This is a genomic window from Mucilaginibacter sp. KACC 22773 (assembly GCF_028736215.1).
GTDB lineage: Bacteria > Bacteroidota > Bacteroidia > Sphingobacteriales > Sphingobacteriaceae > Mucilaginibacter.
Genome location: NZ_CP117883.1, coordinates 690353 through 715690 on the forward strand (window position 1 = coordinate 690353; position 25338 = coordinate 715690).

The window sequence follows — 25338 nt, forward strand, 5'->3', positions numbered from 1 at the left end:
TTATCTTTCGTTTTGAGGCATATTGGTTAAGGATATTTCGTTGTCAGGAATGGGCCAGGCATATCGGTTATCATTGGGTGGCAGCGTGTAAGTCACCCCATTAATGATCCTTTTCAGGGTGATGGCGAACCTTGGGTCTTTGTTCAGCCTTCTTAAATCTGTCCATCTCAGCCCACGGTAAAGCAGTTCCTTTCGCCGCTCGTTTAAAACCTGAATCAAGGCATCGTCTGAAGAACTTGCTGTATAAGGAATAAATGTTCCTTTCGCCCAGCGGGTCGCCATGAGGGTATCCAGTGTATTCATCGCATCATCCGGATTACCCAGCCTCGCCTGGCATTCAGCCTTATTCAGGTATAGTTCATCCGTAGCGACCCCGCTATAGTTGAAGTACTTATAATCATAATTACCGCGAAAATAGGGTGAGCCGTTTTTAATTCGGTAGAACACCGATTTACGGAGATCATTGGGCGCGTAGGATTTATACAGGAGCGTGTCGGTAATGGACAGATAACTGATAGTGTTAACCGCATGGCTTTGCAGTACGCAATGAAAAATATCTTCTGGCAGGTACGTTGAGCTGATATTATACGAGCTGGGCCTGAGGACGTTAAAATCCATTAGCGTTGAATACTGATTTAAGGCCAGGTTCGCACAATCAAGGGCCTTTTGATAATTACCTAAAGCGAGATATACCCGTGATAGAAAGCCGTTTGCAGCCGCCTGTGAAGGCTGTGTTTTAAATGGCGTAGTAGTCGGCAGTAAATTAACGGATGCCTGTAGGTCGGAAATGACCTGATTATAGCCTGCCTGAACGCTGGCCCTGACGGATTTCTGGTTGAGATCCGATGTCAGACGCAATGGGATGCCCAGATCTGACCCCGCTGTCTTACTATCATAGGGTAAAGAAAACGTTTGTAAAAGGGTATAAAACGCTTTACCGCGGAAGAACAACGCATCTCCTTTTATTTCATCAGCCAGGGCTTGCTGGTCCCTGGAGACGGAAATAAGCGGCAGGTTGTCTAAGACGGTGTTTGCATAATATACCTGCGAATAAGTCAGGCTCCAATCTGATACGTTTTGTCCGGCGTCATAAACTTTTTTTGCCCAGATGTAGCCATTCCTGTCGATCGTTGTGCTTAAACCAGTCCAAACTGCATCAGTTACAAAGAAATCATCCGTTCCTATTTCCCCCAAGCCGGGATCGGTTGTATTGAAAACCTGTTCGTTGTGTACGAGGTTAGCGAGATCGTTCAACGTGCTTGGAATAAAGAGTTGCTGATCAGGTTTCGCGGCAAGGAAATTGTTTTCTTTCTTGCAGGCTGTTGTAGTAAAGAGCCACCCCGCGAACACTAATATATATATGATGGAAATATTGCTCGAGTTTTTCATTTTAAGGGGTTATTTTAAATCCAATCGAAAATGTAGTTGGTAAAGGATACTGCGATAAATAGGATCCGACCAGGAGATCCGGATCAAGACCATCATGGTTCGCCCGCCATATAATGCCTATATTGTTGATATAGCCGTATAATTGCAAGTGAGAAAAAGGCAGGTGCTTAACGCTGGCTTTATCCCAGTCGTAACTTAACGTAAGGTCCTGCAATCTGATGTGATCTCCCCTGTCAATAAGCGCAGATGAATAATAGTAGAAATCATCACGGGAGTTATCGAAAGGAGGAGGTTGATAGGACGGGACATTTGTGGTTACCTCATCTCCTGGTTTCTGCCAGCGCTTGAAGTAATCTTTGTTGCCATCATAGGGTAAAGCGGACGAAGTATAGGATTGTCTTCTAAAATAATAATCCAGTTTGTAGGTAAAATTCAGTGATAAGGATAATTGCCGATAACTGAAGGTATTCCTAAATGATCCAAAATATAACGGGCGCGCAGAACCGTTATAAACCATATTGCCGAGGGTTGTTCCATTGATAATGGCATTGTAATCGGTAGTTACCTTTCCTGTAGCGTCATAGCCCTGGGGATCTCCGGTGTCGTGCGTCAATCCTCCCCAACGGTAGCTGTAAATCCCATACAAACTTTTTCCTTCCAGCGGCGTAACGCTGCTGGCATTGCCAGTGACGACATAGTCGTTACCACTCATCGCTGTACCATAACCGGTTACTTTATCGGTAGCATGGCTGAGCAAGAATAATGCGTTCCAGCCGAATGAGCCTTTTTTTAGGTTTGCATTGATCTGGATATCAAAGCCGTGGCCTTCAATGTCCGCGTTATTCCCAAAGAAGGAAGTTAGACCTGTAGAAGGTGCGAGCGGGCTGTATCCGAAAAGATCATTCCCTTTTTTTAGGTAATATTCCAGGGTTCCACTGATGATATTGTCTTTTAAGGAGAAGTCCAGTCCGAGATTGATCATCCTGATCTTTTCAAATCGTAATTCAGGGTTACCCGGATTGATGATCAGATCAAATGGTATGGGTGAATAGGGATTCAGGTTGTAAAACTCCCGGATGGTTGTTTGAGCTGTGGCATTTGTATTCACATTGCCATTCAGCCCGTAGGTGCTTCTGATTTTTAAATATGGCAGGGCCTCAACATTATAAAAGGGCTCTTTGCTCAGGTTCCAGGAAAAGCCGCCGGAATAAAGCGGTACGGCCTTCTGGTTGGTGTTTACGCCGAAAAGATTCGATTTATCAATACGCCCACTCGCTGACAGGGTATATCTGCCAAGATGGGTATAGGCAGCATTGGCATAGTAAGATATATAGCGGTTCGTTATCTGTGAAAGCGATAAGACCGTTGGTATCATTCCGCCACCGCCATCAGTAAAATTGTAATTTGTGGTGTAGTCAATCGATTGGTTACTGGCTACTGTGGCGGCTTCGTAGCCATAAATGGTATTGCTATTTCCGGATGTCACCGTACTGCGGATTTCAGCGCCTAAAATCGCGGTCAACTCATTCCCGCGGTTAAACGATCGGTGGTAATTGATTTGCCCACGCACGGTATTGGTACGCAGCAAACTATTTCCCTGCTCCAATATGCCGTCGGCAGGGATTGGGTACGTCAGGCTACCGCCGCTGCCGATTTGTGTAAATTGGTTAATCAGGCTGCGCGCGTAATACGTATTCAGGCTATAATCATTTTCGGCGAGGCTGCTTTCCCTTAAATATTGATAGTTGATCGAGGCGCTTAAGTATTTCAGGAAGTCATATTTTGCCCCAAATTGCAATCTTGCACTGCTCGTCTTCACGGTATTATTAGCCTCGTTTAGTTCGTCCAAAGGCTTGTAATTCCAATCCAGCAGTTTTCCTGATCCAACTGTATCCAGAAAGGATTGAGGATATTTGTGAATGATGGCTAAAGGATTACCGCTGGCGTCAGCCAGCTTCGCATAGGGGTAGATAGTATTGTGATTGCCAAATGTCAGTTGACCGATCGTGTTGTCATTTGTAGATGAGGATTGGACATAGTTAATATTTGAAGAAATTGTAAGACCGGGCAAAACATAATAATTATAGGTCGTGCTGATCGTTTTCCTGTCATTTTGATTTTTAACTAAATTGCTTAAGCCCTTATCATATCCTGCGCTGATAAAATAATCATCGTTGGCTCCCCCGCCTTTCAGGCTTAAAGCATATTGTTGACTGACTGATTTTCGGTAAAAATATTTGCTTAGATCGTTCCGGACGTCATTCTGTGCGAGTGCTGCTATTTGAGCCTCTTCGGCAGCCTTGTCTATTGTTCCGGAACGCTCGTTCGCCAAAAGCTGAACGACTGGTGAGACCGGCGCTATCCTGTTCAAGTCGCCATCATAATATCCTGCATTAAAAAGGTTTCGCTCAATAGAAATGAATGTACTAGATGGCAAATAATTCGGATTGTATTTAAGATCGGGATTGGTGCTTAGGGTGATTTTGGCGTTGAACTCTGCTTTCAGGGGTTGGTTCCGCGAACCTTTTTTTGTTGTAATAACGATTACACCGTTTCCAGAACGAACGCCCCATATAGATGCAGCCGCCGCATCTTTCAGGACAGTAATGTTTTCTACGTTGTTTGGATTGATAGTGCTGAGATCACCATCATATGGAAAGCCGTCCAATACTACCAACGGTTGACTATTCGCAAACAAAGTGCTGTTACCCCTTATGCTAATATCTGCCAGCCCCTTTGAACTATTCGCCGTATTACGGTTAAATAGCAAACCAGGGACTACTCCCTCAAGCCGACTCAGCAGATCGGGGCTCACACGGCGATTCAGTAATTCATTATCTACGGTTGCAAAACTACCGGTAGCTCTGTCCTTTGGTATGGTTTGATAGCCTGTAGAAATTACGCTTATCTCTTTTAGTTTAGCAGTACTTGAGCGCAAAATGACCTGCAGGAAGGATTCGTCCTTTTCTGCAATAAAGGTAAATGATGCATATCCTATAAACGTGACCTCCACTTCATCACCTTTTACTGCCGCGATCTCGAAGCGGCCATCTGCATCGGTAAGCGAAGTTTTAGCAGAATTTTTGATTTTGATTGTAGCCCCTGGCAAAGGTGTGCCAGCTGTGTCCATTACCCTGCCTTTTATTTTAATTGGCAGGTCAATATCATTTTTGTTTTTTGCGGCTGAAGCCGGGGCCTTTTTGGTGACGACCACCATTTTCTCCTGGATGACGAAGGATAGAGGCTGATCTGAAAATATAATATCCAGCGCAGCTTTTAAATCTACTTCCTGTACATTGATGGTTACTGATTTTGCTTGTTTGAGGTTCTCAGTAGATACCAGAAAATCATAACCGGTTTGTTCGCTGATCTTTTCAAAGACTTTGTTCAGGGGAGCATTCTTTTCAGTTAACGAAATCTTCTGTGCATAAGTGCTGGCACTTACCTGCAGAATCACTGTGATTAAAATGAGCGTCGTTAGCTTCATAATCAACAGAATGTTAGGGGTACAGCCAGGCGGCTGCACCAATTTTTTAGGGTAAAAATTGTACATTTGTTTTGAGCATGGTTATGCGTCGTGCCATTCATTTTCCAAGATGCGGGGGCACTTCGCGGTTCGTTAATAGTTTAAATAGTATTAAAGAATCAGGCTTAAAGCCAGGTCGCCGACGACAATCGGTTCCCTGGCTTTTAATTAACTAACTGATCTGATCGTTTACTTCATTACGGTAACTCTCCTTCCTTCAACTTTAAAATGAACTGTTTGGGTTGCTTCAAGGGCCTTCAGCACCTGGCTAATGTTTTTGGATCGGGAAACTTTACCATTAAATCCATCGGTTGGAACGTTCCCGGCGTATTTAATATCTACATCATACCAGCGCGCAAGTTGTCTCATCACACTCTGGATTTTTTCGTCATTGAAGCGGAAATAACCATTCTTCCAGGCCAATGCTTCTTCGACATTTGCGTCAGCTATCGTTAAGCTACCGTTTCTTAAAACAGATTCTTTCCCGGGGACAAGCTGCTTAGTTTCACCGGCTAAGTCTGTAACCTTAATTCTGCCCTCTGCTAAGGTGGTTTTAACAGCCGGCTCATCGGGATAGGAGTTGATATTGAAATGGGTGCCCAATACCTGGACAGACTCCTTATCTGTTTTGACAATAAATGGATGCAGCTTGTCCTTTGCTACCTCAAAGTAAGCCTCACCGCTCAATTGAACTATACGTTCCTTTTGGTTTTCGAATGAAGCCGGAAAGTTAAAGGATGAAGCCGAATTGAGCCAGACTTTGCTCCCGTCGGGTAACACCACCTGCCATTGCCCGCCTTTGGGAGTAGAAATATTATTTATTGTGTTTGCATGACCCCGCTCGCTGTTTCCAACTGTCTTATAGGTAATTTGACCGCTTGTTGTTTTATAGATTCGGATACCTGACTGTGACGCAAGCTGCCCGGTTCCTGCTTTACTTAAATTGATCCTTTTTCCATTTGACAGCGTCAGTACGGCCGTATTCGTGCCGGGCGCTATATCTCGTCTAGTCAGCATGCTCTCCGGCTTTCCTATGGGAAACAAAATTCTTATGGTGAGGGTTATTATTATGCCAATGATTGTTGCGGCGCTTAACAGCCTTACGCCAATTTTTAAAAAAGTGGTATGGTTTCCTGGCAACTCCCTGAAGATTCTGTTTCCTATGGCTTTTATCCGTTTTGGCGTAATATCCAAATCATGCTCGTTAAATTGCAGGTACCAGGCTTCCAGCAAAGCTTTTTCTTCTTCGGTACATTTGCCCTCGTGGTACTTTTTGAATAATTCCTTTAATTGTTCCTTTTCCATGATTAAGATTGAGAATTGTCATTCTTAATACATGACGGTTCAGGCTTTTGAAAAGGAAGAAATTTTGATAAAATCGTTAAAAAGATTTGAAAGTCTGTGTATTTGAATGTAGTTGCTTCTAAGCAGACCGTAAACAGGAACTCGTGTTTTTTAAAATTATTTTTTTGAAAACCCTCGTACGCTATGAATTCGTGGCCACGGTATTTTTGAAGGAATAGAAGTTGCTTGCCCTGTAATTATTTTTCAGACTAACTGGGCTGCTTTAATATAATGCTTTTCAAAGCCTTGAAAGGAATGCACACTGTTTTATTTGCAATAAAAATACGCATAATTAACTGTATATTAGATATATAAATACTAAATTTATCATGTATTTGAGTCGCCAAGCCTGACCTGTCTCGTTAATTTTAATGCTAAAAATGAAAACAAAAATAAAGTTTGTTTGCTGCTGTGGAATTACAGGGCTTCTGATTTGTCTATTCCAAAGAAGTATGTTTACTCCGGATACTTTAGTGGAAACTTTATTGTTCATTTGTGCTTCACTATTCCTTGTGGCGAAGTATGCAGCCTCCTCGCTGATTGCAAAAAAAAACACAGCCCCGTTACAATTCGCGTCCTGGCAGCAAATCAAAGATAATGCCTGGTTATACCTGAGTTTTGAAGTTGTTCAACCTTTATGCCTGTCTTTTCTGTACGCATGTGCTTTCCTTCTCCTTGTCAAAGTAGGGCTACTGCTGGGATTCGACCTGTTTTCACAGCCGATATATGACCTAAATGAATTGAATGAACGGTACCTCGCTGGCTTCATATGGGGCTTGGTTTCGCTAGTTGTTTTCTTTACACTTCTGGATATTGTCTCCATTGGTTTCTCCATCAGAGTTAAAAAATTGACCAGCGGGTTTAGCTATGTTTTTAAAGTAATTGCTATCCTCGTTTGCTTTTTACATCTGGACAGCCGTATTGTAAACAAAACCATTGCCTTCAGAATGGACAATGAGCCGATTAAAACAGAAAAAAAGGTGAGCTTCCGGTACGCGCCGGAACAAGAAAAAATGATCAAAAATATTATCGAAAATTACGTCGTTGTGTTATTGCATCGCGCTTTGATTAACGATCGGGAGTGTCATGTTCCCACCTCACCAGAAGAAAAAAAACACTTTCATGATCAGATGACTGAAATGTATGAAAATATCAAAAATGTTCAAACGGAAAACGGGCGGGTGGCTATCACCAATTTCACCCATAACCGGGTGAACCCGTTCCGAGAGGAATATGATATCGAACTATTTCAAGCTTTTAATAACCAGGAGAAACCAGCTGAAAACCCAGGTGACGAAATCCCATTTTATAATTCAGCTCATGCTGCAACTTTCGAAAACCTGGCTAATATTCTAAAATTACTGATTGATGAAAGGAAGTCCTTTGCAAACGAGGAAGAAAGTTTAAGCGCGGAGCTTTACCGGGATGAGGTCGAAAGCCTGGTCGCGAAAACGTTTGAAGTAGTTGGTATTAAAGACAAGATCCCGTTTGCCGGTTTTTTTGGTGATATAGTGAATGACCACTTGCATGTATTAGTAACAAAAGGGCTTTATTATCTTTTTAAGCAGGCCAAGGTCTCCGGCAAGCAGATTTCCGAAGCGATAAATTACGGTATCAACGAGTGGGAGGTGCCTCTAACTCAACCTGTCCATGCCATTGCAAAATTCATCGTCTCTGTCAATGAATATCACAACCGGCTTATAGATATTTGCAGAACGTATAAAATAGAACATGATGCCGTGATCAACGTTGGCGACGAGTCAGCGCTCGCGGCTTATCTTGAAGATTTTCCAAACGGCGGGGACCAGAAGGTCACAGAGAAGTTCAATGCCTGGATAAAGATGAAAAACGGAAAAGATATATCGGCCGAATTAAAAGAACTAGCTAACCAAGCCAAAGGGATAGATAAAGCACAACTCACACCCTTAGCTGCAGATCCCGAACGTTTGAACACATTAGCAAAGCAGTTCAATTTATATAGAATTGCTGAGAAAGCTTTTGAACGGCACGGCCCGGGGAAAGATTTTATCATACCGGATTATGCTACTATGGAGATGGAAAAAAGATCGCAAGAATGGATGAAACGATCAGAATCTCACGATCCTGTTAAGGAACGGGAAACAAGGGTAAAATATGAACCTCGTGCGCTCTAATACCCGTTGCCAGATTTTTCACCATTCTGTCGATGCTATTATTAGTAAAGATATCTATGAAAATCAACTGTACTTTATAAATAAACGTTGTCTGTCATATGTAAGAGGCTATATCTATGTTACACATCAGGTTATTAGTATTCGTTCGTTAATGTTGACCGACTGTTACCAACCCTGGTTGGTTTTTTCTAAATACTGATTAGTCTGTTGTATATACCCGGTCAATATTATCATGTTACCACTACTTGGTACGCGTCGTTATATCGCATGCAGACACGCGGGGCCTTATGAGACTGCATATTCAACGGAAATATAACTTCAGTAGGAAAAGGATAAAAATAATGAGGTTCAATTTCGTCTTAAGTACTCTTAGAGCATTATTAACCTGTTTGGAAACATTGTTTTCTGAAACGTTCAGCCTTTCGGCTATCTCTTTATACGATAGGTTGGCCTTTCGGCTCATCTCAAATATTTGACGCATTTTGAGCGGCAGCGCCCGGATCTCCTTTTCGATATGGGCTTTCATATCGTTCTCTCTTACCCGGTGGTCAGTAGGTGCACCAGCATTCCCGTTCAGATAATCTTTAAGGGAATCGATGTGCTTCGTCTTCACGTGCTCATGGGCGAAGAGGTCGAATATTCTGTTTCTTACCGCGGTAAATAAATAACCGGCAAGATTGGCCTTTGGCAGGTCGGACTCTCTTTTAAACCAAATGGTGGCAAAAATATCCTGGACAATATCCTTTGCTTGCTCTTCATCTCGGAGTTTTTTATAGGCATGGGTGTAGATCAAGTAGAAGTAGCGATGGTAGATTTCGTTATAGGCGGAGTGGTCCGACTCTTTTATGAGATTGATCAATTCATTATCGGAAAGGCCTGAATAAGTTCCCATGCTACCATTTCAAAAGTTCTTGAATGGATATTATTTTTCAATTATAGAGAAATAATCTATAAATATAGAGATAAACCAATCAAATGCAAAAATTCTCTCTATTCATAATTAATCGGAATATTTTTAGGAAAAAGATAGATTTGGCCAAAGAGACATTGACACGTTTAGGTTTGTATTTAGCTAAGAAAGCTATAAACAAAGCAATACTATCGAAGATGACTGGTATCAGCACATTTCGGTTAAGCCAATTATCAATTAACTCAAAATCTCATTTAAGGGCTAAAGAGCTTTTTTTAATTGCACTTGCTATAGAAGTGAATCCCTCAGAATTACTTGAATTTGTTTGTGAGGGTGTAAAACTACCAACGGAAAAGACAAATTAACGCCATTTAAATATGCTTTTAGCGTTGCCTTCGGCCCAAGCTTTTCGCTACAAGTCCCCTTTTCGCTGTGGGTTTTTCAATACAGTCCTTAACGCGGTGTTATTAAATTATATGGAAAGGGAAATTTAGAGAGTTTTCCCGTATTATATAGTAATTACATTGCTTGAAGTTTTATCGGCACCCTCCAAACACGCAATAGGGCAGTCACTCTAACATTTTATAAATATTTCCTTTAGTTAATTCACTCATTGATAATGTTCAGTTATCTATCATTTATGGAACAATGTATAAATATCCGCATGCGGATATTTATATTAACTTGATTAATAAGGGTTTAAAAAACAACTTCTTAGAACTGCATTTCAATGGCCGTCATGTTAATATACCTGATTATTTTTTTAGCTTTATATTTTAATTCAACACAAACCATTATAAATGGCCGGCTCAAATCTTATCATCAACGCCTTATTGGCCGGAAACGGAGATTGCCTAATAATTAACTATTATTCGGAGGAATACGGCACTGTCAATATTATGATTGATGGCGGTAACGGTAAGTCTATTTACCAGGATCACCTCCAAAAAGTAGTAGAAAAAATCGTTAATAGCGAACAGCTTATTAATTTGGCGATAATTACCCATTTGGATCAAGACCATATTAAGGGAATAATTTATTTGACACGAGATATACAAGACGCCCAAAGCCCGATCAAAAAAGAAAGCGTTGGCCAATATTGGTTTAACTCTGCCTTTTCTGAAAAAGTTTATCGCAAAGCACCGGAGCAGTTTGATATCAGTGCGAAAGAAATGAAGGAATTGGAAGAATTTCTTCATAACGAACCCGACCATCGCTGGAATATCAAAGAAAAAATAACGTTTCCGCTGGTAAAAAATATCTTAGGTGCAGCCATAACCATTTTATCCCCAAATGAGGACATGCTCCGTTTGTTTTCCGATGAATACGCTGATTTGGATGTGGGCGCAACCGGTAACGATTATGGGTATTCCATTAAAGAGCTTTATGATAGTGAGCAAAACAGATTCGATAAGGGTGATGAAGACCTGGATATAAAGCTTGAAAATGCCACCAGTATTGCCTTTCTGTTTGAACATGCAGGAAAATCTTTACTTCATATGGGTGATGCCATACCCGTGGTTATTGATGCAGCGATAGCTCAACTTTTAACAAAACGAAAGATTTCCCCCCTAAAAGTAGATGTGGTTAAATTATCTCACCATGCCAGCCGGAAAAGCATCAGTTTTAAATTCCTGGACATGGTAAGTACATCAAAATACATTATCTGCGCGAATGGATTGAAGGCCAGATTGCCTAACAAGTCGACTTTTGCGAAAATACTCCTCCATCCTCAACGCGATATGAGCAAACACATTGAATTTTATTTTAATTATCCTGACTTTTCAAACCGTCTAAATTTTACGGAAGAGGAAAAAACGCTGTATAATTTTTCATGCCATGATGCTAACTTCGAACATGGTTATTGTTTACCCTTATAACCGAACTATTGACGACTACAACTGAATTTCTGCTCAATAATATCGCTGTACGGCTGACCACCAAAATCCTTGTTGCCGGGCAAGTACGTCCGGATGTGCATGGTAGTGGCGTCATCTATTATACGACAAAGGATTGCGGCTATATGTATGTATTTACAGCACTTCATTGCGTTCTTGGCAGAAGAACACATTCAGCAGAGGGTAATACTTATGAATATGCTATAAAGGATGTTGACCATGTATTGGTAGAGCATAATCCCAATCTTGATTCATCTGCCTTTAAAAGCGAAAAAGTGGCGGTGGCGGAGATTATCGTTGACTCCCAGAACGACTTTTGCATCCTGAAGGTTGAAAAAATGCTGGTTTCCCATATCCCCAATTTCCCAGAAATCGTCATTCATTCAAACAAGCGCAAGGAGGGAACGTTCAGATCGGCCGGGTTCTTATCATCAAATGACCGGAAGAACCTGACATTTATCAATTTCAATTATGCGGGCGCATCGCCGGATAAGATGCTCGTCGTTACCACACAGGGTGGCATTGATGGAGAAGACGCCACTGCAAAAATCGGAGGTTATTCTGGTAGCGGTTTAATGATGAAAAAGGTGCCTGTTTTGTGCGGCCTGGTAACCAAACTCAATGATGAAACTGCATTTGCCGGAAATGTTCATGTGAAAGACCTGAGCTATTTGCCAATCAACGAATTGCTCAACACACATGATTCGACTAATGAGAAGATCAGGTATACCAGCGATGCTCACCATATTATCATTAATGAAGACGGCGATCTCATCGATTTAAGTAAAGTGGAAGTGAATGGTGTCAAATTGAATATTTGGAAGGCTGTCGGTAACATCAGGAAAGATCTGGCAGATGATTGGTTTCAGGACCCTTTGCGATTTAAAGACATCCTTTACTCTGCAGATATTTATAAGCTGATCAAAGCAAACCTGGCTAATGGCAAATACCAGCCAAAAGACCCTGAACTATACGCGATTCCAAAGGAAGGATTTACCACACGAAAGGCGGTACAAACTGCATTTTTAGACAGGGTGATTTACCAGGCCGCAGTTGACCATCTGGCCAATGAACTGGATAACAAGGTCATCTCCAGTCATGTCTATTCTGTGCGATATAATTATAACGTCACTAATAATCACGATTACTTTTTTTTTCATACGGTAGAACAGTGGCGAAAATTCCAGTATCAGATACATGATACCATTAATCCAGCTATGCCGTACCTTGTAGCAACCGATATTACCAATTTTTACGATAACATCGCTGCGCATAGCTTGCAAACAGCCTTAACAGAACACAGGATCAATGTGAGCGATAAATCCGCTTATGACAGCGCTTGTGCAATTGTTATCGAACAAATCAGAAAATGGCAGAGCAACACCGGGCCGCTGAGTGATGGGATACCGCAAAACCGGGAGCCGTCTGCATTTTTAGCAAATCTCCTGCTCGCCAATGTGGATAAGCAAATGATAGCGGACTTCCCACACTATTACAGGTATATGGACGATATCCGCATTACTTGTAAAGATAAGTTTGAGGCCCGGAGAGCCCTGATGTTCCTGATCGACAAATTATCGGAAATAGGTTTAAATTTAAATTCACAAAAGACAAAGATTCTTAATTATAATGACGGTGCAGACAGAGGCAAAATTGAAGAATACACCCCGGCGCTGGATAAAGAAATCGAACAAATCTGCAGTCTGATGGATTCGGGAAAATCACGGGAGGTGCAAATATCAGTGATCATGGTAAATAAAATGTTCCATGAGTCACTATCCGATATTCACGATTTGACCAAACGCAAGAAATTCAAATTCGCGATAGAGCGCTTACAACGGTTTTCCCGTACCCCATTGTTAAAGGATCTGATCAACTTTTCAGAAATCGTAAAAGCGATCATTGAGCGTTTTGAAGATAATCCCTGGTACTCTGAAATTTATACCCGCTTTTTGCTGACAGTAGACCGGCAGTACATTACCAATGATTTGCTTGCCATTTTAATCCCGTTAGTAATTAATGCGAGTAAGAACATCTACACCTGGCAATCTTATTTGATCCTGAAGCTTTTAGCCTTTCACCAGGTTGCCGATACGGAACTTCAACAGTTTGCTCAGAAAATAATCAACCATTCACAGGGAGTAGAAAAAGCACCTGTTGTTGCGGGTGCTTGTCTTTACCTGGCATCGGTCGATACGACCTCCATCAATTTAATCAAGTCTTCATTCAATCGCGGCTATTTTCAAAGCCATCTGTCAAAAAGATGCGCGTTAATATGCCTTCAATCCATTGCCCCGGGTGATCTAAATAATAGCTACCTGGATGCAGTAGATAAAGAGATTCATTTGAAAGCATATAATAAGTTTACAGAATTCGGGAAACAGTCATTTGTTTACGGTTTGCCAAAATTGAAGGTCAATCAAATATCCAGGGACTTACCACAAATCATTTCGTTGCTATGAACCAATTTGTCATCAATAATTTATCAGTAGCGAGTGGTGCTGGGCATTCCACCTTTTACGTTTATGACGGCTCAGCCTACAAGACAGTAACTTCTATGGCTTTGATAGCAGAAGAAAAGACGAATATTATATCTTTCGATTGGGATAATGTTATTTCCTGGCTAAGCGCACGCAAAGAGGCGATGCCCAAATACATCATTGATATTGAACAAATTGCAAAACAGTTGTACGGGCAAAAAAAAGCCAGGCAGGATTTATTGCCGTGGTCCGTTTGGAATATTTTAAGAGCATTCTATAATGAGGATACCGAAAAGGATGATTTTAAAAAAACACAGAAATTGTATCAGGGACTCGCCGATGCGGATGAACCGGAACGGCAGCGGCTTTTTTATCGAATGCTCTCAGCGATGTACACTTGCTATGAACAGCAACTCAAAGAGTTGAATGCGAAAGGTGAATATGACCGATTTTATCATGTTGAACGACCTATACGTGTCATCAACTTAGAGCGTACTTATAAAGGAATTACTATCAATACCGGCAGTGTTTCTAATTGGGTAAGTCAGCTTAGCCATGAGGTATATAAACTCCGGAACCGGCTTCAATTGGAATTTGATATTGTATCTCCGACGGATGTAAAGACGGTGCTGAGCAAAATTGAAGATAAAGCGTTGATCCGGGAAGCAAGAGAATTGATAGAAGAAAAAGGCTATTATTTTTTTTTAAAGGACTCAAAATTAAGGCACCCCTTAATAGAGTTGCTGTATCAGGAGAAAAAGTCTACTACTGACCTGAACGCTTTATTATCAATAGGTGCGCTAAACCCTACGCAGCAAAAGATATATCCAGTTTACGACTCTTTCGGCACCATTACCGCCAGGACAAAAGTAGTAACGCCCAACTTGCAGAACCTGACAAGGAAATTCAGAAGTATTGTAAGCGCCGATAAAAAGAAAGAGTTATTATATATCGATTATGCGCAATTTGAAGCCGGGATACTTGCTGATGATTCAAAGGATGTCGCCTTAATCAATGCATACAATACTTCCTACATTTATGATTCGATTGGTGAAAAAATCCAAGTAGAAAAATACATTACAGATAAAGTGGAACAACTTAAATTTTGCAAAAGCTTATTTTATAAGTATTCCTACGGTATGGATATCAGCAATAACATCGGTATCCTGAAGGACTTTAAATTAGAAGCACATGCCCCGACGCTTTCCAAATTGATTGTTGATGCTTTTAGTTCTTTTACTACATTGGATGCCTACAGGACAGCAATTAAAGAAAAAGCATTGACCGAGAATAAAATCGGAACCCGCGACGGAAACTATCGCTATCGACTTGAAAATGAGAAAAACGTATCCTGGGCGATGAGCCAACGAATTCAGGGAACCGCTTCCCTAATCATTAAACGAGCAATTATAAAATTGCGTTCCATTGATAACGAAATAGAATTTCTAATTCCAATGCATGACGCAGCTTTATTTCAGGTGCCAAAAGAGACTGCGAAAGAAAAGGAAGATACTATTCAACGGATTTTTGAAGAGGAATTTCTAAAAGAATGTCCTTCATTGAAGGTTTCTGCAAAGTTTAAGAACTTTTGCGATTAGCATACTATTAAATAAACCGTCCTGTTTTCGTCGTTAATGTTGTTTTGAAACTCCTAAAAAATACTGATCGAGAACCAGAACTTAATAATATCCTTAATTTAGATGCGTGGAAACAGGCTTCAACGTACAGGATCTGGCTATTAAATTTTTAGAGGATTGCAACGCACCAGTATTCCTGACGGGCAAGGCCGGAACGGGAAAAACGACACTGCTTCACCGGATTAAAACGGCGAACACTAAAAATATGGCTGTTGTCGCGCCGACAGCGGTGGCTGCGATCAATGCAGGCGGAACGACAATCCATTCTTTTTTCCAGATGCCTATCGGCCCCCTGCCGCCGAACAGCGGCGAGCCACTGGCGCTGCGGATGAGCCGTGAAAAAACAGTGCTGCTCATTAAGCTTGAACTGCTGATCATTGATGAGATCAGTATGGTCCGGGCCGATACGCTCGATTACATCGATACGCTGCTTCGCTATGTGAAAGGTTCGGCCCAGCCCTTCGGCGGGGTCCAGGTGCTGATGATCGGCGATCTTTTTCAGTTGCCGCCGGTATGGGAACGCGACTGGCCGATCCTTGGCCGTTATTACCAGGGCCCTTACTTTTTTAACAGCCTCGTCCTTCAAAAGCATGATTTTTTTACTTTGGAACTTAGCCAAGTCTACCGCCAAACTGACCAGGCTTTTATTTCCATCCTCAATGAGATCCGGCATGGCCAGGTGACTGCTGAGCTGTTGGAACCGCTGAACAAGCATTACCGTTCTGAAGCAGAGATCGGCACCCTCCAGGATTACGTTACCCTTTCGACCCACGTGCAATCGGTCGACCGGATCAATACGCAGCGCCTGGAAGGCCTGGAGGGCGCTGCGTTCGTCTATAAAGCTGATGTTACCGGGGAGTTTGCCACGGATGCCTACCCGGCCGAAGCAGAACTTGTCCTCAAGGTGGGTGCGCAGGTCATGTTCGTCAAGAACGACCTGTCGGGAAAAAAGCAATATTTTAACGGGCGTACGGCGCGGGTCACCGGGCTGCAGGAAACGAGCATCCAGGTGGCCTTTCTCGATGACCACAGCGAATTCGAAGTGCTCAAAGAAACCTGGCAAAACGTAAAATTCGCCTTGTCGGCTTCAGAAAAGAAGATTAATGAGACCAGCGCCGGCTCATTTACGCAGTATCCCTTGCGGCTGGCCTGGGCGATCACGATCCATAAAAGCCAGGGCCTGACCTTCGATAAAGCGGTCATAGACGTTACCTCGGCTTTTGCAGCGGGACAAACCTATGTCGCACTCAGTCGCTGCCGGACGCTGGAAGGGATCGTATTGCGTTCCCCGATCAGGCCTGAAAATGTAAAGACCGCACCGGCCATCGTGGACTTCATGACAGCGGCGACATCAGGTTCGCCGGACCTGGCCACCTTAGCCGTAGCCAAAAAAATATCGGAATTTAACGTGATCAGCGACGCCTTCAATTTCGGAGTGCTGTCAGATGCCTGGACAGGCTTTAAAGACCAGCTGGAAAAACAAGCCGGGGACGCCGGGACGATCAATGCGCAGGAAGCCGTCGCGATGACCAAAGTATTCGGCAGCGAGCTCAGGGCCGTTGGTGACCGTTTTATTCAAAAAGAGCTGCGGCAGGGCCTGCCGCGGGCCGTGCTCCAGGAGCGCATCAATGCGGCGGCGGCGTTTTTCCAGCCCAAGCTATCAGGCCTGCAAGCGCAATTGGAGCATATCCTGCTGCAATTGCCTGGCAGCGAGCTGGAGTCCGAATTTTATAACCGCTATAATTACCTGCAGGCGAACATCCGGCAAAAACTGGCGATGCTGCATGGGGCCGTTCACTTTTCTACCGGGGCAGATATCTTACTTTATGCGCGGGATGCACTGGTCGGCTATAAACCTGTCTTTAAGAATTGGCGGCCCAAGACAACGGCTAAAGATGCCGACGTGGAAAACCCCGCGCTATACAAAGCACTGCTGGATTGGCGCGGGGAAACGGCGCAGCAGAAAGGCACGCCTGAATATTCACTGATCTCGGAGAAAATCTTGCGGGAGATCGCCAAGAAGCTACCAAAGACCTTCAGCCAGTTATCCGCGATCAAGAATTTCGGGGAGCAGCGCGCGCAGGAATATGGTGAGGCGATCCTCCGGATGGTCAGGGAATTCCTGGGGGAAGGCGATAGACTATTTTGAGCCGGCTGTGTTCAGGCCGAACTGTGCTTTCAACCCGTTGATCACGTCGGTCTCATGTTGATAGAAGTTTAGCGGGTCGGTCTGGGCAGTTTGCCAGGCGGCCGACAGTAATTCAGACACAGACTTATTCTGCGCGCCCAGAAGTTCTGTGCAGGGCGCCAGGTCGGCGTTATCATAAAAGCCGATGAACTCGTCAATGATCAGCTTGAACAGCTTATCCGGGTAGATCAGTTTATAGGCGGACGGCCGGAAGATCTCCGCTTCGCTCAGAAAGCGCTGCCAGGTCTCCTCGATCTGCTTTTTCTCTTCGGCGAGGCCCAGTTTTTCGAGCATCAGCAGGATGATCCGCATCCTGGCCTCATTGGCCGGGTGGGTATCGTTATATTCAAAGATCTTGGAGGAGCCGTGATCCGCGGAGATCAGTTTGAGGTTCGTCCAGGCGTAGGCCGCACCGGTCATATAGGTACCGGCTAGGTCACAGGAAAACTCCTCCAGCCAGGATACCTGCCAGAGGTATTTCGCGCGCTCCACTTCCGCTCCAAAATGGGCGTGCTGCTTTTTATCATGCAGGGTCGCGATCTCTCGTTTGAAGTGCTTTTCGATCTCCGGGGCGGAAAGCTCACAACTGCGGCCTTCGTACATCGAGTACAGCAAATGGCCGATCTCGTGGTACATGTCGGGCAGGTTCAGCAAACTGTTCTCCTCACCCGAAGGGATGGCGATGATCTCGAGCATGGGTACGGCCCAGTAATAATAGTCATGGTTACTGATCGTCGAAACGATGGGCGGCACGGAAGTGATGCGGTGCTCTTTGTAGATCTTCTTGATCAGCCGGTAAAAAAAGATCTCCGGGTCGCCGTAGTTCTTGATCGCCAGGAAGCGGTAAGTATGGTACGCGTTGAATTCCCGGTTCAGCCGGTTGTACTGAAACAGGTAATTCCCCGAAAGGTTATCATACTCCAGGCCGCCGATCTCCAGCGCCTGCTGGATGGGCTTACGGATCTCCCGGATCTTTAAAAGCGTGCTTTCGATGAAGCGGGTGCGGTAATCTTCATGATGCTCCATCCCGTTGATCTCAGCGATCACCAGGTCGATGCGGTGCAGCAGGTCGGCATATAAGGCTTTGACGAAATTCTTCATCCCCGCGATGATCTTAGTTTGCGGTAAAGCACGGAGGCTTCATTATCCAGGATTGAAATAAACCGGTCGATATCGCCCAGGTCCTTATTCGTCAGATGCTGATGGTTACGCAGCTTGGCCGCGGCCTGCTTCACCTGCTCGCGGTACTCCACGTTCTCCAAGATATACTTACGGAATAGCTGGTTCTCCGATAACTGGTATAGCGAACTCGATGACTCCTGCTTATCGTAGAAAGCCTCCAGCGTGGCTAGAATATTCAGCAGTTCCCGGTTAGCTTTGGCGACCTCCTCATCAGCGACCTGGAGCCGCGGATGCGTTTCCAGGATCTTTTTATTGGCGGCCATATTCCGCCTTTTCAGCACGATCACAGAGCCGTTGAGCTCGTTCGTCAGGCTGGAGACCGAACTGTATTTTTTATATAATAAAGTGAAATCACTCATCGCTTATTCCTCCATCGTATCCTGCAACAGTTTATATTCCTTGGCCTGTACGTTCGCATAGGTGTACTCATGGGCCACATCACGGATGATCAGGTCGATCAGTTTCAGCGGCAACGGTAATGAGCTGGCCCGGTCCGGCGCCGTGAAATTGAGCTGGGTCATCGCGAAAACATCATCGACGGCTTTATCGAAATCAATGTCGCCCCAGGCCAGGCTGACGCGGATCGGGTTGGATGAGCCGGGTATCTTATAGGGAAAGCCAGTGTTGAAGATATAACATTCTTTTCCCTCACGGATCGGCACGACCGTACCGGCATCCGCGTTGTCCAGCATATTGTTCTGATCGGGGACGGCGGCACGGATCGGGATGGCCGAAGACTTGGCGACATCGAGCACGGCCAGTTTAACTTCCGACTGGTCGATCTTGCCGTCCTCCCGCAGTTTATCAATGGCCGCCATCAGGGCCTTTTGCTCTTCTCCCCAGGAGGTCCCGTCACGCAGCACGACGATGCTTTTCGGAAACTCCTCCCCTGCATCCAGGTGGCGACTGAGCACCTCAACGATCTTATCCCGGATCAGGCCGGAATTGACCTTTTCGGTCCGGAAGGTATTTCCGGCCTTCTTAGCGGTCTTTTCGATATCGAAGACGATCTTTTCACCGTTCTTGAACAGAAAGCAGAAGCCCGCATAAAATTCATGCGCGTCGATCCCGATGTACAGATCGTAGTTCAGGTTCTTGGCCAGGGCATACGGCCATTTCCTGTTCACCACCAGGTATTTGAACAGCGTATTGACCTGGTACGATTTAAAATCCTGCATCTTATGGTCAGGCACATCGTAGATCTTGGCGCCACGGGCATCCATCGCCGAGCGCATATATCGCTTCAAACTTTTTTCACTGATACACTTGAGGTTGATCGTATCGAACAGCTCTTTCTTGACCAGCTTATGCAGGTTCTGGCTGAACCAGTTATTGCCTTCCAGCTGCGGCAGCACGAACAACCCGTAACTGCCGTTCAGTTGTTTGGCGTTGACCATGGCCTCAAATTCACGGCAGACCTTTTCTGCAAAGGGCCGCTGCTTCATCGGATAGGTCATCAGTTCAAAGCCGCGGAATGTTTTATCCAATTGCATCATCGCCCGGTTGAAGTAATATTTGATGCTCTTTTGCATAGCGAAAGGCATGGTATCAGGCACGAAGATGTACTGGCTCATGTATTCGTCTTCGTTCAGCAGGCCATAATCATAGGTGAACTTCCGGCGCCTTTTCGGAAAAAGGTAAAGTTCGGCACCGTGAACGCCGGAGGCGGCCTGGTAGGGATCGAGGATATGGCCGTTCGCATATTTCAGGGCCGGGAAATCGATGATCCGGCATTGCTGGATAAACGGCACTGTAGCGATCGCTAATTTGATCCCGGCAAAGCTAAAGTTCTGGAAATACTTTTGAACGAAGAACTCGGCGCTGGCGAAGCGGCGGTGCGGCTGATTGATCGAAAGGCGGTGCAGGCCGTCCTCGGCCAGCGTGATCGGCTTGGCCAGGTCCGCGGCACCTTCCATTTTCTTATCGCTGTCCTTGGTATAGGTATGATAAAAAGTCAGGGAATCCTTGCTCAGCTTCGGCGGTTCCGCAGCATTGGCATACAAACCCTTGGTCGTAATATAGTCGTAGATCGTACCGGAGAAATCATCCTTGGTAAAAGGCTGCTCGCCGATCTTCCCGCCGATGGCGCTGCCTTTGACGGTATACCATTCGTCACCGTTCAGATAAAGGAACGATTGGCCGAGCACATAGCCGGCCCACTGCTCCTTCGGCAGGGTTTTTAGGATCTCGGTGAGTGTATTTTTATCGGCGTAGCGGTATGCCAGGTCAACGCAGACGAAGAACTCCCCGTTCTGCTGGTGCACGCGGTATTTGAAGCCCTGGTAGATATCCGTTTGAATATCTACCGAATTGCTGGTCGGGTTCTTTTTGAGGAAGGAATTATTCCCGCCGCTCCATAAACCTTTTTTGCGCTTCAGCTGAAATTCGATGGCATTCTCCAGGAACCGCACGGCCAGGGCCATATTCTCGTAGGAACGGTCTTCCGGATCGAACTGAAAGACCTGCTCGACCGGTTCCAGGTAAACGTCCAGCGGCGTACCGACCAGGGTGATCGCGCAAAGCTCCGCGTCCGAACGGACAGCGATATATTTTTTATGGTCGTACCAGGCTTCCGATACCACGCCACGGGTCACCGAGGCCATGTGTTTGATCGCGTTGTTGAACGAGGTATTGTAATCTTTACCCTCGGTTTTTCCGCCCTCCACAGACACGGCCATCAGCCGGTAGCTAAACCGTAACTGGCTGCAATTGCTGATGCTGAACCAATTGAGTGTATTGTCCTTCGTCATAATTTAAATCATTTAGGATAATTTGTTTACACAGGAACCTGAAATTGCATATCGCGCAGGTTGCCGCTTTGTCCGTACGTTCATAATCTTCGATGTCCAGTTCGTCCCAGGGCCTAGATTGGGAAAGTTCCTCTTGCTCGTCGCTGAGCAGGAACACCCCGTCCAGCGCGTTGGCGGCCGAGTCCTTGTTGATCACATGCTCTTTGAATTTGCCATTGAGCAGGTTGAATTCGAAAAGGCGCACATCCTCCAGGGCGGGCAGCGGCTTCCACTGCTCCTTTTTATAACGCTCCCTCGAAAAATGGAGCGCTACGATACCGCCCAGCAGCAGCTGGCGCGAGTAGTCGGCGTCGGCTTTTTCCACGACCTTCCAGTCGATGACATGCATGGATTTACCCATATAGCTGATCAAATCGATCTGCGGCTGGATCTTGATACCCTCATATTCGTATTTCAGCGTCTTGGCGTCAGGGCGCAGAAAGCGGGCGGAAAGCAGGTACTGTTCCATGTTCCTGCCCGGCACCGGGCTTTGAAAATTCGGAAAGGCCAGCAGGATCTCTTCGATGGTCTGGTAGACGCCCTGTAGCTCTGCTTCCGTATAAGGCATATTGGACTCATGGACATCGAGGATCGCGTAATCGGTACCGGATTCCGTTTTAGAGATCTCCGGGTCGTGATAGAACCTGTTAGCGGAGAACTCGAATTGCTTTTTAGCCATATCGACCCCTTTTTTGGCGATCGCAGCATAATCGGGGACCTCGCGTTCCTGGTAATAGGGCAGGATCTCGTTGGTGATCATCCAATCGACGATAGTCCCCTGCCACATTTTCAAGTTCTTCATTTTGGACAGCTCATGCGCTTTGCGCCGGAAGGGATCGGCAAAACTGCGCGATGCCAGCTCGTACGCGAAGTAGAACTTGCGGTGGCACTGCCGCAGCACCTGCAATTTACTGATATTCCAATCCCTGTTCGCCATTACAAAGTATGATAAAGTTCTGTTAAACGATCTGTATAATTCTTCAGTGCCTCTTCGTTCTGGTACAAAAAGCTCTCGTCCGACTTGATGCCCGAAAGGTCCTTGCCCAGTTCACCGCGGATCATCCCTTTCCGGTAAGACGGCTGGAAACTGCCGGATGGCATGACCATATTCCGGGCTTCCGTCTGCAGGCGGTCAAAGGTGACCTGGATCGCATCCATCGCGCTGTCTATGCCCAGGCCCAGCAGTTTCAGGAGTTTGACCAGCGACTTGACAGGCACGCTGTTGGTAAACACGCGGTCTGCCTGGATCGCTTCGATCAGCGATGGGGTCAAGCCTGTTTTTTCCTGCAGTTCCAGGCTGGTCAGCTGTTTGACGGCGACACTTTGGGTCACCATGCTGCCCAATGAAGCTTTGCTGAGCTCTGCTGTCAATGCGTCCAGCATCCGGCCGGCCTTTTCCTCGGGCAGATGTACATCCACGGCCCGCTGGAATACAAAGGCGGCTTCTGCTTCCGGAGAAACAGCCGAGGCCTGGTCCGTCCGGCTGGCGTAAGCGGTCAGTATATGCTCGAACGGCAATAATTGCTTATCTTTTTTCATGACATGTTTTCTTTTATAATGCCCAATGTTTTCTTTTCTACTTTCGCTTTAGCCCGCAGGAAACGTACTTTCAGTTGATTGTTCTCGATCCCCAGCATGGCGGCGATGTCATCATAACTGTAGTTATTCATCCGCAGCAATAAAATATCTCGGTCCGTCTCACTGATCTCCTGCAGCGCTTTTTCGAGGGCTAGGAATAAGGGGCTTTGTGATGTTTCCTCTTCATAAACCTCGGTGCTGCCCATGTTCAATACCGGGCTATGCTCAAATTCGAGCCCCTCGCTATCCTCTTCCGTTGCGGCGAACTCATCCTGCCAGTCAACCAGCTTGAATTCGATCTGCTCTTTCGCCATTTTTGCCCGGACCGCCATCAGCGTATTGTTCCGGTGGATCTTAAAGAGCCAGTTCTGGAAATGCCTTTCGGAATCGAACTCGTTCCGGAGGATCACTTTGCCGACCGTTTCCAAGGTCTTATAAAGCACCTCATAACATTCCTCCTCATCCAGCGCCCAGTTCTTTAAGGAATACTGGTACAAGGAGCGCCCGTATAACTCATACAGGAGCGAAAGGCCTCCTTTGAGGTCTTCCTGGTACTTGGCGATGACTTGAAGATACTTTGCTTCCATGCGTTACTTATCTATATGTATTGAGGTTACCAAAAATGGCAGCCGGCACAAATAAATATTAAAATTAATTTATTCCGTTGATTAAAAATACCTTCGGTAACCTGAAATCATAGGATGTTAGTAAGTAGCTGATATTTGCTAATTTTAATGAACTAACCCGTTACGCATGAACTACCGCATTTACTTCGAATTCAAGGCCGTTGAGCGCCAGCTGATCGGCGTGTCGCTGAATGGGGAAAATGTCGGTTTGCAGACCGAAGTGGTGGCAGGTCACCGCATCTATGTCTATGAATTGCGTAATTACCAGGAAAGGTCCATCGCGCTCCGCATCCAAAACCTATCCGAAGCAGTGACGGTGATCATTTCCGTTCATAGTGATGCCGGACAGAATATCCTGTCTGACTGGCAAACACTGGAGCAACCGGACGAAGCCGCTGAGCTGCGGATCGACCTGCTGGAGAGCCGGATCGAGCGGATAACCGATAGCGGCCGGTTAATGCCGAATATGGTACCGGTCAGGCGGCCGAGCCGGAATGAGATCAAAGAGATCAGGGCGAAAATCCAGTTCGTCGAGCAGAAATATTCGGCCAATCAATCGTTCGCCCAGCCGACGCGGGATGAGTTGCTGACCGCCAGGGCCGATGAACCGCAGAACACCCTGGTGGATGTATTCTACGCGACCGATCGCGCCAGGCAACAAAATAAAAGCGGTGAAATTGCCTATACGAACAAGCGGGGTGACCTGGAATTAGGGGTATGCCAGGTCAACGTGCCGGGTAACCGCAAAAAGGGCGAATTGCCGCTTCCGCCTTGGTATCTTTTCGGCCTGTATACGAACGATGCTTTGCATATGTCCGTCAAGCGTACCGACCAGCTCCGGCCCGATGACTTTTTCGCGCAGGTCACCGCAAAGGTCGGCGGCTCGCCGGAGAAGGACGCCCTGCTGTTCATCCACGGCTTCAATGTCGGATTTACCGAGAGCGTGCTGCGTACCGCGCAGATCACCGCGGACATCGGTTTCCGGGGAGCGCCTATCGTTTATAGCTGGCCCTCGCGTAAAAGCGTTTTCAAGTACGCAGCCGACGAAGCGACGTCCACAGGTTATTCCATCGATAATATTATTGAATTGATCAAGACCATTAGAACCAGGACAGGCGCCGAGCGTGTTCACCTGATCGCGCATAGCATGGGCAACCGGTTTTTGACCGACGCTCTGAAAACACTTGGCGACCAGGGATTCACCCAAGAGTTCCAATTCAACCAGATCATCCTGGCAGCGCCGGATATCGATGCGGAAGTTTTTGTCAAAAATATCGCGCCGAAGATCGCCCATGCTGGCGAGCAGGTCACCTTGTACACCTCGCTTCACGACAAAGCACTCCGGCTTTCCAATACCATTCATGGGGACATCCAGCGGGCCGGGTTCGCCGGAAAACTGCTGGCCGTTTTTCCAGGGATCGATACCGTCGATGCTTCTAAAGAGAGCACAGATTTTTTAGGGCATGGCTATTTTGCGCAGAGTAAAACATTGATCAACGATATTTTTGCGGCGACAAGGCACGGGCATGGTCCCGAAGCCAGGAATTTGCGCCGACGGGTCTCCGGCGAACGTTTTTATTGGGATTTTCAATAAATTTTTACGTAGGCTCATGTTAATGGCATAATTACTACATTTAA

Annotated in this window: 17 protein-coding genes; 7 read left to right on the forward strand and 10 right to left on the reverse strand. The window is 45.6% G+C overall.

Annotated elements, in window-relative coordinates:
* The 3 genes from PQ469_RS02925 to PQ469_RS02935 all read right to left on the reverse strand — a co-directional run bounded on the left by PQ469_RS02925 (position 1) and on the right by PQ469_RS02935 (position 6220).
* On the reverse strand, positions 1–1389 hold the full coding sequence (locus PQ469_RS02925; RefSeq protein ID WP_274211638.1) for a RagB/SusD family nutrient uptake outer membrane protein: 1389 nt from the start codon (positions 1387–1389) through the stop codon (positions 1–3).
* A 1-nt stretch (position 1390) separates the two neighbouring features.
* Positions 1391–4942 (reverse strand): SusC/RagA family TonB-linked outer membrane protein, encoded by a 3552-nt coding sequence (locus PQ469_RS02930; RefSeq protein ID WP_274211639.1) that lies wholly within the window; start codon positions 4940–4942, stop codon positions 1391–1393.
* A 162-nt stretch (positions 4943–5104) separates the two neighbouring features.
* Complete coding sequence (locus tag PQ469_RS02935) at positions 5105–6220, reverse strand: FecR family protein (protein WP_274211640.1); 1116 nt, start codon at positions 6218–6220, stop codon at positions 5105–5107.
* A gap of 419 nt (positions 6221–6639) precedes the next feature.
* Here PQ469_RS02935 and PQ469_RS02940 point away from each other — a divergent pair, with 419 nt between their 5' ends.
* A complete protein-coding gene (locus PQ469_RS02940; RefSeq protein WP_274211641.1) occupies positions 6640–8412 on the forward strand; it encodes a hypothetical protein in 1773 nt (590 codons plus the stop codon).
* 301 nt (positions 8413–8713) lie between these two features.
* Here the strand turns inward: PQ469_RS02940 and PQ469_RS02945 are convergent, their stop codons facing one another.
* A complete protein-coding gene (locus PQ469_RS02945; RefSeq protein WP_274211642.1) occupies positions 8714–9304 on the reverse strand; it encodes an RNA polymerase sigma factor in 591 nt (196 codons plus the stop codon).
* Between the two features lie 83 nt (positions 9305–9387).
* On the opposite strand from PQ469_RS02945, the gene PQ469_RS02950 reads away from it, so the two are divergent.
* The 5 genes from PQ469_RS02950 (at position 9388) to PQ469_RS02970 (ending at position 17486) form a co-directional block, all read left to right on the forward strand.
* The gene (locus PQ469_RS02950) at positions 9388–9687 is read left to right on the forward strand and encodes a helix-turn-helix domain-containing protein (RefSeq protein WP_274211643.1); all 300 of its coding nucleotides are present in this window, start codon (positions 9388–9390) and stop codon (positions 9685–9687) included.
* A gap of 435 nt (positions 9688–10122) precedes the next feature.
* The gene (locus PQ469_RS02955; protein ID WP_274211644.1) at positions 10123–11202 is read left to right on the forward strand and encodes a ComEC/Rec2 family competence protein; all 1080 of its coding nucleotides are present in this window, start codon (positions 10123–10125) and stop codon (positions 11200–11202) included.
* An 8-nt stretch (positions 11203–11210) separates the two neighbouring features.
* The gene (locus PQ469_RS02960) at positions 11211–13682 is read left to right on the forward strand and encodes an RNA-directed DNA polymerase (protein ID WP_274211645.1); all 2472 of its coding nucleotides are present in this window, start codon (positions 11211–11213) and stop codon (positions 13680–13682) included.
* Positions 13679–15298: a DNA polymerase gene (locus PQ469_RS02965; protein ID WP_274211646.1), complete on the forward strand. Its 1620-nt coding sequence runs from the start codon at positions 13679–13681 to the stop codon at positions 15296–15298. Before PQ469_RS02960 ends, PQ469_RS02965 begins: the two co-directional genes overlap by 4 nt.
* A gap of 106 nt (positions 15299–15404) precedes the next feature.
* Positions 15405–17486, forward strand: a complete 2082-nt coding sequence (locus PQ469_RS02970; RefSeq protein WP_274211647.1) for an HRDC domain-containing protein — start codon at positions 15405–15407, stop codon at positions 17484–17486.
* Here the strand turns inward: PQ469_RS02970 and PQ469_RS02975 are convergent.
* The 6 genes from PQ469_RS02975 to PQ469_RS03000 are packed head-to-tail and all read right to left on the reverse strand — an operon-like array spanning position 17478 to position 23661.
* Entirely contained in the window at positions 17478–18626 is a 1149-nt protein-coding gene (locus PQ469_RS02975) for a hypothetical protein (protein ID WP_274211648.1), read from the reverse strand. The genes PQ469_RS02970 and PQ469_RS02975 overlap by 9 nt on opposite strands.
* Positions 18623–19066 carry a hypothetical protein gene (locus PQ469_RS02980; RefSeq protein WP_274211649.1) on the reverse strand — a complete coding sequence of 148 codons (444 nt, stop codon included), beginning with the start codon at positions 19064–19066 and terminating at the stop codon, positions 18623–18625. Before PQ469_RS02980 ends, PQ469_RS02975 begins: the two co-directional genes overlap by 4 nt.
* Before the next feature lie 3 nt (positions 19067–19069).
* Positions 19070–21457, reverse strand: coding sequence for an argonaute/piwi family protein (locus tag PQ469_RS02985; RefSeq protein ID WP_274211650.1), 2388 nt, complete (start codon positions 21455–21457; stop codon positions 19070–19072).
* Entirely contained in the window at positions 21396–22433 is a 1038-nt protein-coding gene (locus PQ469_RS02990; protein ID WP_274211651.1) for a PD-(D/E)XK nuclease family protein, read from the reverse strand. Before PQ469_RS02990 ends, PQ469_RS02985 begins: the two co-directional genes overlap by 62 nt.
* Positions 22433–23035 carry a hypothetical protein gene (locus tag PQ469_RS02995; protein WP_274211652.1) on the reverse strand — a complete coding sequence of 201 codons (603 nt, stop codon included), beginning with the start codon at positions 23033–23035 and terminating at the stop codon, positions 22433–22435. The genes PQ469_RS02990 and PQ469_RS02995 overlap by 1 nt, the downstream gene beginning before the upstream one ends.
* Positions 23032–23661: an RNA polymerase sigma factor gene (locus PQ469_RS03000; protein WP_274211653.1), complete on the reverse strand. Its 630-nt coding sequence runs from the start codon at positions 23659–23661 to the stop codon at positions 23032–23034. Before PQ469_RS03000 ends, PQ469_RS02995 begins: the two co-directional genes overlap by 4 nt.
* A 166-nt stretch (positions 23662–23827) precedes the next feature.
* On the opposite strand from PQ469_RS03000, the gene PQ469_RS03005 reads away from it, so the two are divergent.
* Positions 23828–25294, forward strand: a complete 1467-nt coding sequence (locus PQ469_RS03005; protein WP_274211654.1) for an alpha/beta hydrolase — start codon at positions 23828–23830, stop codon at positions 25292–25294.
* The last annotated feature ends 44 nt before the right edge of the window (positions 25295–25338 follow it).